Below are 13,614 nucleotides of genomic sequence, written 5' to 3'. Positions count from 1 at the left end.
GGCCGGCACTCGGCGCCCTCGATGACGCCCGCGCGTTCCTGCGGCTCCCGTCGTCCGGATGCCGCGGGCGGGTACAGACGGCGCTAGTCCTGGCCACCGGCAGGTTGAGCTGCTTGTCGGTGACGTGCGTGTTCCACTTCCGATGGTGCAGCGGCGCCACAAACAGCCCCGGCCCCCCGACACGAAGTCGGGGGGCCGGGTTTTCGTAGCGGGAGCAGGATTTGAACCTGCGACCTCTGGGTTATGAGCCCAGCGAGCTACCGAGCTGCTCCACCCCGCGTCGGTGGTTCCATCGTACGACAGACGGAGCGGCCTGGCAGACATTTTCCGCTACGGACGGGTGCGGCCTGGTGATCCGGAAGGACGGCACGCACCGGCCTCCCGTGACTGCCGCACCGGCGCGCCCTCCCTCAACCTCGCGCGGGCACCGCCACGTCGGGCGACGGCTCCTGGTCAGGTGCGAGGGCGATCACGTCGTGGTCCAGGTCCGGCAGCCACCGCAGCCAGCGCGGCAGGTACCAATTGCGCTCGCCGAGCAGCGCCATCACCGCGGGCAACAGGACCCCCCGGATGACGGTCGCGTCGATGAGGACCGCCGCGGCCAGGCCGACGCCCATCTGCTTCATGGACTGCATGGACAACGTACCGAAAATGGCGAACACCGCGACCATGATGGCCGCCGCGCCGGTGACGACGCCCGCCGTGGTGACCACGCCCCGGGTGATCGCGTCCTTGGTGCTCAGGCCACGCGTCCGCGCCTCCTTGATCCGGGAGACCACGAACACGTGGTAGTCCATCGAGAGGCCGAAGAGGATCACGAACAGGAACAGGGGCAGCCAGGCGACGATCGCGCCGACGCCCTCGGCACCCACCAGGGACGCGCCCCAGCCGTGCTGGAACACCGCTACCAGCGTCCCGTACGCCGCCCCCACCGACAGCAGGTTCAGCAGGATGGAGGTGATGGCCAGCGTCAGTGACCGGAACGAGAGCAGCATGAGCAGGAAGGCGAAGACGACCACGAAGGCGAGGACCGGCGCGACAGAGCCGGCCAACTGGTCATTGAAGTCCTTCGACCCCGCCACCTGGCCGGTCACCGGGGCCTCGACCCCCGCGGTCCGGCCGAGCGTCGCGGGCCGTACGTCGTCACGCAGCACGTCCAGACTGTGCCCCGCCTCGTCGAGATCGGAGCCGCCGACCAGCGGCACCGTCAGCACCGCCACGTTCTGCTCCCTGTGCACCACCACGTCGACGGGCCCGCCGGACGCGCCGGACGACACCGCGCGGCGGCGGAAGTCCTCGATCGCGGCGGTGACTTCGGGAGCGGCGACATCGTGGGCTCTCACGACCACCTGGGCGGGCTCGGAACCGCCGGGGAACGCCGCGTTGACGTGCCTGTAGGTGGCCACGATGGGCAGCCGGTCGCCGAACTCCTGGTCCAGCGTGAGCTGCTGGGTCTTCATTCCCAGCGCGGGTGACGCGATCACGAACAGGGCTCCGGCCGCCGCCACCAGCGACACCGCCGGCTTCGCGAGCACCACACCCAGAACCTTCCGCCATACCCTGCTGCCCTCGCCCACGGGCCGCCTGGTACGCCGCTTCTCGGGGTGAAGGAAAGGGACTCGGCCGTTTTCGACCCTCTCGCCGAGGAGTGACAACAGCGCGGGCAGCACCGTCACCGAGCCCACCACGGCGACCGCGACGACCATCAGCGACGCCAGTCCCATCGCTTGGAAGTCGGCGATCCCGGTGAACAGCAGGCCGGCCATCGCCACGCACACCGTCACCCCGGAGACCATCACGGCGCGTCCGCTGGTCGCCGCCGCGATCATCAGTGCCGTACCGGCGTCCCGGCCCGCCTCCCGCTCCTCGCGTTCCCGGCGCAGGTAGAACAGGCAGTAGTCGACGCCGACAGCGAGTCCGACCAGCAGCATCACCGAATTGGCGGTGTCGCTCATCGGCTGGAGGTGGCTGACGAGGCCCATCAGGCCCATGGTGGCGACGATCGCGGTGAGCGCCAGCGCCACCGGGAGCAGCGCGGCCACCACCGCGCCGAAGGCGATCAGCAGAATGCCCAGCGCCACCGGCACCGCGGAGTACTCGGCCCGGTGGAAGTCCCTGCCGTAGGCGTCGTCGTACGCCTTGCTCATACTGGCGGCGCCGATCTCCTCGACCCGTAGGTCCGGGTGATCCCCGCGCACCTTCCCGACGGCCTTCAGAACGGATGTCACCCGGTCCCCGGCGGTGTCGGCGTCGCCGCGCATGTCGAACCGCACCAGCGCGCTGCGGCCGTCCTTGGAGATCGTCCCCGTGGTGTACGGCGAGGTCACATGGGTGACGGCACCGGTCGCGCGGACGGCCTCCATGACCTGCTCCACCGTGGCGCGGAACCCTGGATCCCGAGATCCGCCGCGCCCGCTCCGCGCCTGGACCAATACGGTCTCGGTGGCGGGTTCGTCGATCCCCGCGTCCTCGACGATGCGCGCCGCCTGACCGGTCTCGCCACGGAGCATGCTGCTCTGCCGCACATCCACCCGCCCCGTTGCCGAACCGAGGCCCATGGCGAGGACGACGAACAGCAGCCAGACGCCGAGGGCGGACCAACGATGGCTCGCGCTCCACGCTCCGGCGCGAGCGGCGAATCCGCGCCCTCTTGTCGTCGTGCGGTTCTTCTTCATGGATACGTGCCCCTCCGCGACTCGCCCGCGGCAACCCGCCGCGGAGCCGTCGACAAAGCTAGGGAGGGGGACCGCGCCGCTCGTCGTACCGCGCTACCAACCTGGCGGCCCGGCTCTCCACCCCAGGGACCGGGCCAGGTCACCCCACGAGGTGACGACGCCCGCCGCGGACACGCGGACGGCCAAGTGAGCTATTCGGCGCGGGTTTTGGAGGCAGGTGCGGGCATCCGCGCCGGGATGCCGGAACCCGCTGGGAGAACACCGGTGCGCCGCGCCGAGCCTGGGGAGCCACGGCCGTGTTCTCGCGCCCGTTGGATGTGGTCCCCCACGCGGCGGAAGTAGTCCCGGGGTATGAGGTGGGAGCCGTGCGTGCGTCCTAGAGTGCGGCGGGTGGATGCAGATCGTCTCCAACTGCGGGTGTGGTGCTTCGACTTGGGCCTGATCGCCATGGTGCTGCTGCCGCTCGCGCTGTCGCAGCCCAGCACGGACCCGTCCTTCACGGCATGGGCTCTCCTGGCGGGGTACGGGGTCGTGGCCGCAGGTGCCCTGCTGGTGCGGCGGCGGCTTCCGGCCACGGCCACGCTCGTGATCGTCGCCACGTTGACCGTGACGGTCGTGACCGGCGCCGCCGTGGGACACAGGTCGTCACCACTGGACGTGCTGCCACTGGGCGTGGCCCTCTACAGCCTGGGCAGCGACTGCGGGGACACCCGGCGCACGGTGCGGGCTGCGCTCGGCGGCATCACGGTGGTCCTCATCGGCTTGTGGGTGAACCACAGCGCGGGCACCGAGAGCGAATACCACGGCGGGTTCGACGTCCTCGCGGTCCTGGCGCCGATGCCGCTCGTCTGGGCCATGGGATACGCGACCCGTACCCGCCGCGCCCTGCACGACGCGGCGGAGCAACGGGCGGCGGATGCGACCCGTGAACAGCACCTGCGGGCGGAACAGGCCGCGCAGCAGGAGAGGTTGCGGATCGCACGCGAGATGCACGACGTGGTCGCGCACTCGCTCACCCTGCTGGTCATCCACGCCGAGGCCCTGCGCGCGCGGCGCGAGGAACTTCCCGGCTGGGCGCACGCGCAGGTGGACGGGCTGGCCGCGGCGGGCAGACAGACCGGGGGCGAACTCCGTGATCTGCTGCGGATGTTACGAGACCCCTCCGACCTCGATTCCCTGCAGCCCATACCCGGGTTCGGGGAACTGGGCGCGCTGCTGGACATCCATCGGGCCGCGGGCGGGACGGTCGACGTACGGATCCGGGCCGAACTGGACGTACTGCCGAGGCCGTTGCAACTGGTCGGCTATCGCGTCATCCAGGAGTCGCTCACCAATGCCCGGCGTCACGCGCCGGGAGCGGCGATCCGGCTCACGGTCGAGGGTGACAGGGATCGGCTCCGTCTCGAAGTGGTGAACTTCCGGGCCGTACATCCCGGTACGAGAGGTGCGGGGACCGGGCTGGGGCTGGTCAGCATGCGAGAACGGGTGGACGCCATGGGCGGCGAACTGACCGCGGAACCAACAGGCGACGGCGGCTTCCGCGTCGTGGCCACGATGCCGATGGAGAACGCCGGTGTCTGAGCGGATCACCGTGCTGGTCGTGGACGACGAACCGATCATCCGCACCGGCCTCACCACGATTCTCCGGACCCAGGACGACCTCACCCTGGTAGGTACCGCCACGAACGGCCAGGAAGCGGTCGACGCGTGCGCGGAACGGAGACCGGATGTGGTCCTCATGGACATCCGTATGCCCCGGCGCGACGGGATGTGGGCTCTGGCCGAACTGGCGCGCAGACGGCTCCTCGGACCTGGCCGGACGCAGGCACTCATGTTGACCACCTTCGACACGGACGAGTTCGTCGACGCCGCGCTGGCCGCCGGGGCTGCCGGCTTCCTCCTCAAGAACAGTTCGTACGAGGAGCTCACGGCCGCGATCCGTGCGGCGGCCGCCGGGCACAGCGCGTTGAGCCCCGCTGTCACACGGCGCGTCATCGAAGGGCACCTCGCCACCGTGCGACGACCCGACGACCAGGAACTGGCCCGGCTGGGGGAGCTCACCGCACGGGAGCGCGACGTACTGCGACTCATCGGCGAAGGACTGAGCAACTCCGAGATCGCCGACCGTCTCGTCGTGAGCGTCAACACCGTGAAGACACACATCACGCATGTGCTCGCCAAGACCGGCTGTCAGAGCCGCGCGCAGGCCACGGTACTGGCCAGGAACACCCTTTTCTGAGACATTCCCCGCAGAATGCCCTCCGTGGTTGAGGACGCGCGTTCACACCGGAGTCGAACGCTCGCTCCGACCGTCGTTCGAGGGCATGTGGGCGGCACTGTCCGACCGGCCGCGGAACCGCCGCTGAGCACTCGCAGGGTGCAGCCCCGCAGCGGCGGGCCTGTGTGGTGTTGAGGTGACCGGGAAGGCCTGCCGGGGCGGCAACCCCGGCTCGGTACTCTGCGTGGTGTGATCAACTCATCCGCGAGCACCAACGATGTTGCAGTCGCGATAGCCGGGGCGAGGGCCGGGGCCGACGTGGTGCGCACCATGTACGGCCGGCGGCTCAACCGCATCGACAAGGGTGCCGGGGACTTCGCCACCGCCGCCGATGTGGAGGCGGAGAAGGCGATCCTCGGGGTCATCCGTGCCGCGCGGCCCGATGACGCGGTGCTCGGCGAGGAAGGTGGACAGCAGGGTGCCACCGACGCTGAGCGCCAGTGGTTGGTGGATCCCCTGTGCGGCACGCTGAACTACGCCGTCGGCAGCATGCTGGTGGCCGTCAACGTGGCGCTGCGCGAGGGGGCGGCGGCGGTGGCCGACCCGTTCAGCGGCGAGGTCTTCTTCACGGACGGCGAGACCGCCTGGAGGCGGCGTGACGGGACCGACGACGTCTCACTTGCACCCACGTCCGCCACCCGATTGGTGGACGTCAACCTGGATCCGCCGTTCCCCAGTGCGCCGGGATTCCGCGCCGTGGATCTGCTGGCCCATCCCGGGTTCGCCGAAAACTTCCGGCCGCGCGTCGTCTCCACGACGCTGGCGCTGGCCTGGGTCGCTGCCGGCAAGCGCGCCGCGTATGTCACTGATGGCGGCGACCTCTCCTGGAGCGTTCATTTCGCGGCCGGCATCGCTCTGTGCCGGGCTGCCGGTTGCGTGGTCACCGGGATCGACGGTGCCCCGGTCGGCGGGTCAGGCCGTGGGCTCGTGGCCGCCGCCGACGAGGAGACCCACGGGCTGCTGATGTCGATGGTGCGCGACCGGACCTAGCGCTGTGACCGCTGGTCCGGTGACCGCACCGGTTTTGCCGGCCGGGTCGGGCTGAGGCCCGGAGATGCCTGTGGTCCCCACGGGCCATTCCGACTGCGGATCCGGGCGCATCAACGGCGTTGAGCTGCGAGGACGCCTGAGTGGCGGGTGTCGGTGTCGCGCGGGTCCAGCTCACCTCTCCCGATGATGCGGATCGACTGACCTCCGTACCGCCGGTGACCAGCGAAATTCACGCGCACCGCTCCGATACGATGTTCGATCTCGCGCCGATCGCCCTGATCGTCCACCCTCGGCAGAGACCTGTCAGACGTACGGAGGGTGGAGTGAGCCATGTGACCAAAATCTAATAAATCGGCCAAATAATTGATTTCTATAGCATTGCGAATAATTTCGCAAACAAGCGGCAGAGTGACGTTCGCCGTGCGGCGTCAACCGCGGGCGCTGCTGTGGGGCATGGCGGGTGTGGCGACCCTCGGTTTCCTGGTCGCGCTGGAGATCGCCGCGCGTCGCTACGGCGTGCCGGGGCCTCTCGCCAACCAGGCGCGCGAGGTGATATTCGCTCCCCACTCGGGGCCCCTGTTGTACGCCGGTATGGCGTTGATGATGGTGGTTCTCACGTGGCGGCAACGATTCATCGCGCTCGGCGCCGCGGTCGCCATCGACCTCGCCTTCTGGCTGGTGCGGTGGGCGGTCGGCGCCGGCATGAACTTCGGCAACGGTGCGTTGTGGGTGATTTTGGGCTGCGCGGTCATGGCCGTCACGCGTCGCACGGGCCGGGAGCGTGTCCTGCTGCTGAAGGGTGTCGGGCTGGGCCTGCTGCTGGTGGCAGGCCACAAGACCGGCGACGCCTGGCTGCTCATCACGTCGAAGACCCGCCCGATGGTGCTCGATCAGTACGTGGCGACCGCTGATCACGCACTGGGGAACCCATCGTGGGTGGTGGGCAGGTTCGTCGAGGCCACCGGCCCGATCGGTGCCCATGTTCTCGGCGCCGTGTACGGCCAGCTCCCCCTGGCGGCGGCCATCGTCGCGTTCTACCAGCTGCGTAACGTGGCGGTCGAGCGCCGCTTCCCGGGCCACCACCTGGTGCGCACCTTCCTGGTCATAGGACTGCTCGGGCCGGGCATCTACATGATCTTCCCGGTGGTCGGGCCGATCTTCGCGTACGGCGCGGACGGCGGGCACTGGGCCGTGGCCAACCTGTGGCCGGACACGCCTTCGGTGGTCCAAGTTCCGCACCCGATCCCGTTCGACGAGATCACCCCTCGCAACTGCGTGCCGAGCCTGCACACCGCATGGGCGACCACGCTCTTCCTTCATTCCCGCAAGGGCCCGCGAATTCTGCGGTTCGCGGGCACGTTCTGGCTGATTGCCACGCTCTGCGCGACGCTGGGATTCGGCTACCACTACGGCGTGGATCTCGTCGCCGGTGTGGTGTTCGCGCTCACGGTCGAGGCGGCGATGCGCTCGTTCGACCGTGGCTGGGACCGGCAAGGTGTCCGGCTGGTGACCTACGGCGCGACGGTTTTCGCCGCGCTCCTGCTCTCGTACCGCTATCTGTCGGTGGAGATGGCCGCAGAGCCATGGGTGTCCGGGCCACTTCTCATTCTGGCCATGGCCTCAGTGGTGCACGGTTACATGCGCACCACCAAGTCGTGGGATCCGAAGGCAGCGGCACCAGAACAGCGACCAGAACCGCAACTCATGCAGGCGTGACCGCTTTCCGCCCACAGCCGTTCGAACCTGACCCGCAGTGCCCTCACTGATTCTCGAACTCGTTGACGGTGAGGCCGCGGCCCTGTCGAAGCGGTCCGACAGGGCCGGCACTGCCGGACCGCGGGTTGGTCTGCGTGCGACCTTGTCGAGCATCTGGGCGGGCAGGTGAAGGGCTTGAAAGGGCGTGCGGGGCCCGGCACCTGACTGGTGGGCCCTGGGATGTTCCGCGCCGGTGGGCGGCGGCGCACTTCTCGACGGCGGCGCGCGTCTCGTCGTCGAGGTGTACCACTCCCGGAGAGGGGAGGATTCCGCCATGGACGCTGACAGGTTGATCGCCGGGGCCGTGGTTGCGCTCGAAGGCCGGGTGTTGTTGATCCGACGCGCTGTCCCGGTCGGCGATCTGGTCTGGCAGTTCCCGGCGGGCAAGGTCGATGTGGGGGAGTCGGTCGAAGAGGCCGCCGTGCGCGAAGCGTCGGAGGAGGCCGGCGTGGTGGTCGAGTCGGCGTGGGTGATCGGTGAGCGGACGCACCCGGTGACGGGCCGGCGCGTGGCCTATGTGGCGTGCCGGTGGGTGTCCGGTGATCCGCGGGTGGCGTCTTCGCGGGAGGTGGCCGAAGCTGCCTGGGTGCCGTTGGGCGAGGTGACGGAGCGGATTCCCGGCGGGGTGTTCGGTCCGGTGCGGCGGTACCTCGACGAGGCACCGCCGCGCTGAGGTGGGAACGAGCCAACTCCCGTGTGTCCGTGAAGACGGCGTCGCCTGCGCCGTGAGTTGGACGCCGCTCACAGCAGCACCGGGCGCCGTCCCGCGGCCGCACCCGACGGCGGGATCAACAGCTTCACGATCTCCCGCGGCCCATCCGGAACAGTGCAGCTCCAAGCCCCCGGTCCCATGCACCGACCAGTGAGTCAACCCCACAGGGGACATCATCCCAGGTCCGTGGTTTCAGGCCCATCCCGCTGGACGGGGACGCTTGCGGGCTCCCGACCTGGTCGTACCGCGCCGAAGGCCGCCATCGTGCGCCACGGACGCCAACGATCACTCCTGGCACACCTCTTGACGCACGGACGATCTCGGACGAAGAATTTCGGTCATCCGACTGACAACGTTGTCTTAGCGAGAGGCGCTCAGCGTGTCCGATGCATCCCTGTATGTCGATCGCCGCCGTTTCGTCCAGCTTCTCGGAGCCACCGCGCTCGCGGCGACGGTCCCCGTCACCCTCGGCGGCGGCATCGCGAGCGCCCACGGACGTCCGGACACGGCGCCCGACACCCTTGCGGACACCTACTACCGCGTCCTGCTGAACCACACCCACTGGTCCGAGACGCAGTGGGACGAGGCCCGCGGCTACTACACGGACAAGGACTTCGGCTTTGCCGTGGTGCTCGGCAACGCGGTTCTGCTCACGCGCGGCAGCTACGACGGCGACCGCGCCGGGATCGACGAGAAGACGCTGAAGGCCCGGACGCTCGCCACCATCCAGCACTTCGCCGCGTCGAACAGGCTGACCGGCGGCACCCAGTGGGGCCGAACGCTGTTCTTCGACACCACCTTCCAGCTCTACTTCGTGCTGGCCGCGCGGCTGTTGTGGGACGAGCTCGACGAGGCCACTCGGACGAACGTCGACACGATCGCCCGCGAACAGGCCGCCTACACGACGGGCTTGGGCACGCGCGACGATCCGAACTCCGGCAGCTGGACCCCGCACGGCCTGCTCGGTGGGCACGAGGGCGACACCAAGCTCGAGGAGATGGGCGTCTACGCGCAGTCCCTTGCCCCCGGGCTCGCCTGGGCCACGGACGACGCGCGGCACGCCGAGTGGGACAAGGCCTTCGGAACGTGGTCACGCAACGAGACCGGTCTGCCCCAGGCGGACCTGGTCAACCCGACCCGTGTGGACGGCGTCCCCGTGTCCGACAACACCGCACGCAATCTGTACGACACCTTCATCGTCGAGAACCACGGCTCCTTCGGCCCGCACTATCAGGAAGAGTTGTGGCGTACGTCCGGCCGCAACGCCGCCCATTTCATCACCGCCGGGCGCCCGTTGCCCCAGGTGCTCACCAACCAGCCGAACGCGGACGAGCTGTGGCGCACGCTGCTCGGGGTGATGAGTGACGCCGGCGAACCGCTGATGCCGATGGTCAACGACCGGGAGCACCTCTACGGCCGTGACGTCATCCCGCTCGCCTTCCTCGCCCAGGTGGTCGGCGACCGCGCGGCGGCCCGAGCGGAAGTGGCGCTCGCGGAGCGGCTGGAGGCGTACCAGAAGTACCCGCCGGAGTACCGTCTCGCGAAGTTCTCGGGCGAGCCCAAGTACGAGCCGGAGGCGCGCGCGGAAGTGGCCATCAGCTACCTCCTGCACCTGTGGGCGGCGGGCCGGGGCCGCGTGGTGCGGCCACTGTCCTCGGAGGAACTCTTCGAACACGCCTCGGGCGTCACCGACTTCGGGACCGTCCCCGGCCTGGTGTCCCACCAGTCGGTCGGAGCCTGGGCGGGCGCCGTGACCAAGCCGGGCTTCGTGAAGTTCGCCTGGCAACCGGCGCACGACGACTGGCTGTTCAAGCTCAGCGGCGCCAACCCCATGTTCCTGCCCAGCACGGCGGCGCAGGTGACCGGTCGCCAGGTGCGGACGTACAGCAAGCTCCGCGACGGGTTCGACGGCAGTGCCACCGTGCTGCGTCTGAACACGGGCCGGGCGGGCCTGACCACCTTGCCCTCGGGCGCGGTCGTCTACGCGACGACCGGCGTCGCGGCGGGGGAGGGGCACCTGGAGGTCCACAACCTCACCATGCCGGGCATGGCGGGCCTCACGGGTTCACGGACCTACCGCTTCGCGGAGGGCAGTGCCACCGTGACCGCACAGGACGCCCGAGCGGCCGCCGCCACCCCGCGGGTGGACGAGGTCACCTTCACGAAGGCGCAGGTCAGGCATCTGCGCATGAGGGGTGTGCTGCCCGACCCGACGTACGGCTACTCCCTCTACGCCTTCGAGGCCCGCGACGGTGCGGGCGGCGCCGACCTCGCCCGGAGCGGGACGGCGACAGCGTCCTCGTACGACCTCGGCAAGGAGCCGGCACTCGCGGTGGACGGCAACGCCACGAGTCGATGGGCGGTCTCGAAGGCGGACCGGCCCCGGGCGGACAGCTGGATAGCCGTCGACCTCGGAGCGACGTACGAGGTGGACCGCGTCACCCTCCGCTGGGAGGCCGCGGCCGGACGCGCGTACACCGTGCAGGGTTCGGCCGACGGTCAGCAGTGGGACGACCTCGTCTCCTGGCCCGAACCCGACGTCTCCAGCAAGGGCGGCTGGCTCGACGTCGACGGCCGAGCCGGCATTGTCGTGAGGGGAACCGAGCGGCCGCTCGCGGTGTACGGCGACACGGTGGTCCTGGCCGACGGCCCGGCGTCGCCGCTCGTTGCCGAGGGTTATCCCGGTGTATCCACCGACGAGCTCCGCGAACTCGCCCGGGGTGCCGCTCCGCAGGCCGAGGACGACAGCGTTCGCGCGGCTCTCACCGAGGAACACCTCAGCCTGTTCAATCTGTCCGACGAGCAGGTGACGACGCGCGTCGACATCCCCCAATCCGGCTCGTCACGAGCCCTGTTCGAAGGGCGCCAGACTGTCACCGCCCAAGGCAGCGCATACGAGGCCCATCTTGATGCCGCCACGGCCGAACTGCTGCCTCCACGCATGGTGGTGAGCGCGCTGTTCGGGGGAAGGCTGCCCGCCGGACTCCGGGCGGAGGTCCTCGACTCCGCCACTCTGCGGCTCAGCGGGCCTTCCTGCCGTCTCAGGGTGACCGGCCAGGGCCACAGCGAGGTGGCCGAGGTCCGCGCGGGACGTACCACCACCGTCATCCTGCGGGACGCCGAGACGTACCCGCTGGACGACCTCGCCCTGGGCCGCACGGTCTTCCCGACCAATCCGCTCCCGGCGGGCATGTCGAGCCCCTCGGCCGCCGTCGACGGTGACCCGCACACCGCTTGGACGCCCGGCCCCGACGGCCGCATGGTCGTCGACCTGGGCGCCGAACGCCCGGTCCGGGAGATCGATACGGAGTGGACCGGCGGTCACGTGCCCGGCCTCCGAGCAGAACTCAGCAGCGACGGTGTGACCTATACGGAGGCCGGCCGACTCACGGGACATGGCAGAAGCCGCCGACTCACCACCAACGGCACCGCCCGGTACGTGGCACTGGCGACCGACGCGGGGCAGCGGGAGGGCGCCCGGCTGACCAGCCTTTCCGTGCGCTGACCGGCCTCTCCACCCCTGGCCGCGTCCCGGCGGCGGAACTCTGCTGACAACGGAGGGAGTTCCGCGACCGGACGCTCAGGTCTCCACGAGCTGGAGAAGGGCGAACGGCCACGCCGTGGCCGTGGGCCGGAGAAGTGCGGGGGCAGCGCGCCGCGGAGCTCGATCGCCGGTGACGCCCTGGCGGCCTGGCGCCCAAGGTTGCACGCGGTCCGGCTTCCGGTGTGCCACAGGCTGAATGCTTGCCGTACGCGCCTCGACGCTTCCCCGGGACATTTCGTCGGTCGCCGGCGCAGGCGTGCTGGTGGGCGCGGATCATTGGGCTGTCCCCGGCGGGACGGGTCGCGTCGGCGTGGCCCTCCGGTGGCTCGGGACGTCCACGGGCCGTGTCTTGCCTGTCAAGTCAGCAGCCAGGAGGGGCTGAGAGGGGTGTTCAGGTAGCTCCAGAGCTGGTGGTCGTCCAGGACGTGAAGGGTGCCGGCGATGGTGGGGAGGTCGTCCCCGTTGTGGCCCGAGGTGACCGAGAGCCGGATCAGAACACCGTCACGGCGCTCCGCGTATCCGGTGAAACCCCGGCCGCTCAGGGTCCAGCGGTTCGGGCCGGCCGGGGTGCATTTCTTGGCGGGCAGCGTGATGATCTGGCCGTCAGGGAACTCGTCCTGACTCGGAACGGTCTCGTAGGCGGCGATGACCCCCACACCACCGCACGGGTCGGTGCCGGACCGGGACACCGTGACGACTGCTTCGGAGAAGCCGTCGATGTTGGTGTTCGGGAAGTACACATCGAGCCGGACGCCGTAACTGCCCGCGGTGAAGGTGCCCTGCCGGCCGCCCGGCCAGTCGACTGCCTGAAGCAGTCGGGGATCGGTGGCGGAGTGGTGCCCGCGCCAGGCGTCGGCGGCCAGGTGTTCTTGGGCGGTGCGCAGCGGAAACACGGTTCCCGCTATCGCGATTCCCGCCGCCGTGACCGCGACGCCGGTGCGGAGGTCGGGGGCAGCCAGCAGGGCGAAGGCCAGGGGGTAGGGAAGGCAGAGCAGCAGGAGTGAGAGCGGACCGAAGGGCAGGACGAACCTGGGACCCGAGCACAGCACTTGGTTGAGGGTGAGCATGGCGGCGGATCCGAGGATCAGTATCGCCACCGCTGTTCGCAGCGGCCGGGGGCGAGCGGGCCGGACTTGCTGGACGGAGCGGCACAGCAGTGCGGAGGCGACCACCTGGCAGGCGGAGCAGAGGCCGAGCACGATGAGGACGACAAGGCCGGCGAGTCCGCCGCCGCCTGGGACCAGGTTGGTGATGACGGCCCGAACGAGACCGATGCCCGTGGCAGACGCCAGGCCGGCCAGCCATGCCCGTACCAGGAGCCAGGCGGTCAGCGGATGAGGCCCGGCCTCTGTGACGGTCCCCGTCAGGTAGAGCATGTCGGCGCCACTCGGCCGTGTTCGACGCAAGACCATCGTCCCTCGGGGAATTTGAGCGTGTTCAAACTTGCTGACGGCACGACTGTAGGCCGTGATTTGAACATGTTCAAGTCCGATGTCGACTGATGCCTGCTCATCGCCGGTCACCTTGCGCGCGGCACTCTTGGCAGGCTTCACGGCGGCTGAGTCGCTGGTCGCCGGTTCGTCGGCACTCGATGCTTTTGACGGCACCCGGCACCCGGCACCCGGCACCGGGGCCCCCGGGAGGCCGCCGTGTTCGAGCG

Annotated in this window: 8 protein-coding genes and 1 tRNA gene; 6 read left to right on the top strand and 3 right to left on the bottom strand. The window is 69.8% G+C overall.

What is annotated here, in order from left to right; genetic code table 11:
• Positions 1-206 precede the first annotated feature (206 nt).
• Both GFH48_RS02600 and GFH48_RS02595 read right to left on the bottom strand, forming a co-directional pair.
• A tRNA-Met gene (locus GFH48_RS02600) sits at positions 207-280 on the bottom strand.
• Between the two features lie 130 nt (positions 281-410).
• Positions 411-2,675 carry an MMPL family transporter gene (locus GFH48_RS02595; protein ID WP_153286673.1) on the bottom strand — a complete coding sequence of 755 codons (2,265 nt, stop codon included), beginning with the start codon at positions 2,673-2,675 and terminating at the stop codon, positions 411-413.
• Positions 2,676-3,065: 390 nt separating this feature from the next.
• Between GFH48_RS02595 and GFH48_RS02590 the strand changes: the two genes are divergently transcribed.
• From GFH48_RS02590 to GFH48_RS02565, 6 genes are all read left to right on the top strand, one after another.
• Positions 3,066-4,256: a sensor histidine kinase gene (locus tag GFH48_RS02590; protein ID WP_228120281.1), complete on the top strand. Its 1,191-nt coding sequence runs from the start codon at positions 3,066-3,068 to the stop codon at positions 4,254-4,256.
• Positions 4,249-4,914 (top strand): response regulator transcription factor, encoded by a 666-nt coding sequence (locus GFH48_RS02585; RefSeq protein ID WP_153286671.1) that lies wholly within the window; start codon positions 4,249-4,251, stop codon positions 4,912-4,914. Before GFH48_RS02590 ends, GFH48_RS02585 begins: the two co-directional genes overlap by 8 nt.
• 228 nt (positions 4,915-5,142) lie before the next feature.
• On the top strand, positions 5,143-5,943 hold the full coding sequence (locus tag GFH48_RS02580; RefSeq protein WP_153286670.1) for an inositol monophosphatase family protein: 801 nt from the start codon (positions 5,143-5,145) through the stop codon (positions 5,941-5,943).
• A gap of 441 nt (positions 5,944-6,384) precedes the next feature.
• Positions 6,385-7,659 (top strand): phosphatase PAP2 family protein, encoded by a 1,275-nt coding sequence (locus GFH48_RS02575; protein ID WP_194280819.1) that lies wholly within the window; start codon positions 6,385-6,387, stop codon positions 7,657-7,659.
• 313 nt (positions 7,660-7,972) lie between these two features.
• The gene (locus GFH48_RS02570; RefSeq protein WP_153286669.1) at positions 7,973-8,371 is read left to right on the top strand and encodes an NUDIX hydrolase; all 399 of its coding nucleotides are present in this window, start codon (positions 7,973-7,975) and stop codon (positions 8,369-8,371) included.
• Between the two features lie 418 nt (positions 8,372-8,789).
• Positions 8,790-11,915, top strand: coding sequence for a discoidin domain-containing protein (locus GFH48_RS02565; protein WP_153286668.1), 3,126 nt, complete (start codon positions 8,790-8,792; stop codon positions 11,913-11,915).
• A gap of 395 nt (positions 11,916-12,310) precedes the next feature.
• Here GFH48_RS02565 and GFH48_RS02560 read toward each other — a convergent pair whose 3' ends face one another.
• Positions 12,311-13,330 carry a hypothetical protein gene (locus GFH48_RS02560; RefSeq protein WP_153286667.1) on the bottom strand — a complete coding sequence of 340 codons (1,020 nt, stop codon included), beginning with the start codon at positions 13,328-13,330 and terminating at the stop codon, positions 12,311-12,313.
• Positions 13,331-13,614: the final 284 nt, after the last annotated feature.

Origin of the sequence: Streptomyces fagopyri, assembly GCF_009498275.1 — a bacterium.
In the GTDB taxonomy this organism is placed as follows: Bacteria; Actinomycetota; Actinomycetes; order Streptomycetales; family Streptomycetaceae; genus Streptomyces; species Streptomyces fagopyri.
The sequence above is the reverse complement of the archived record's forward strand: the minus strand, read 5'-3'. Positions and strand labels throughout refer to the sequence as shown.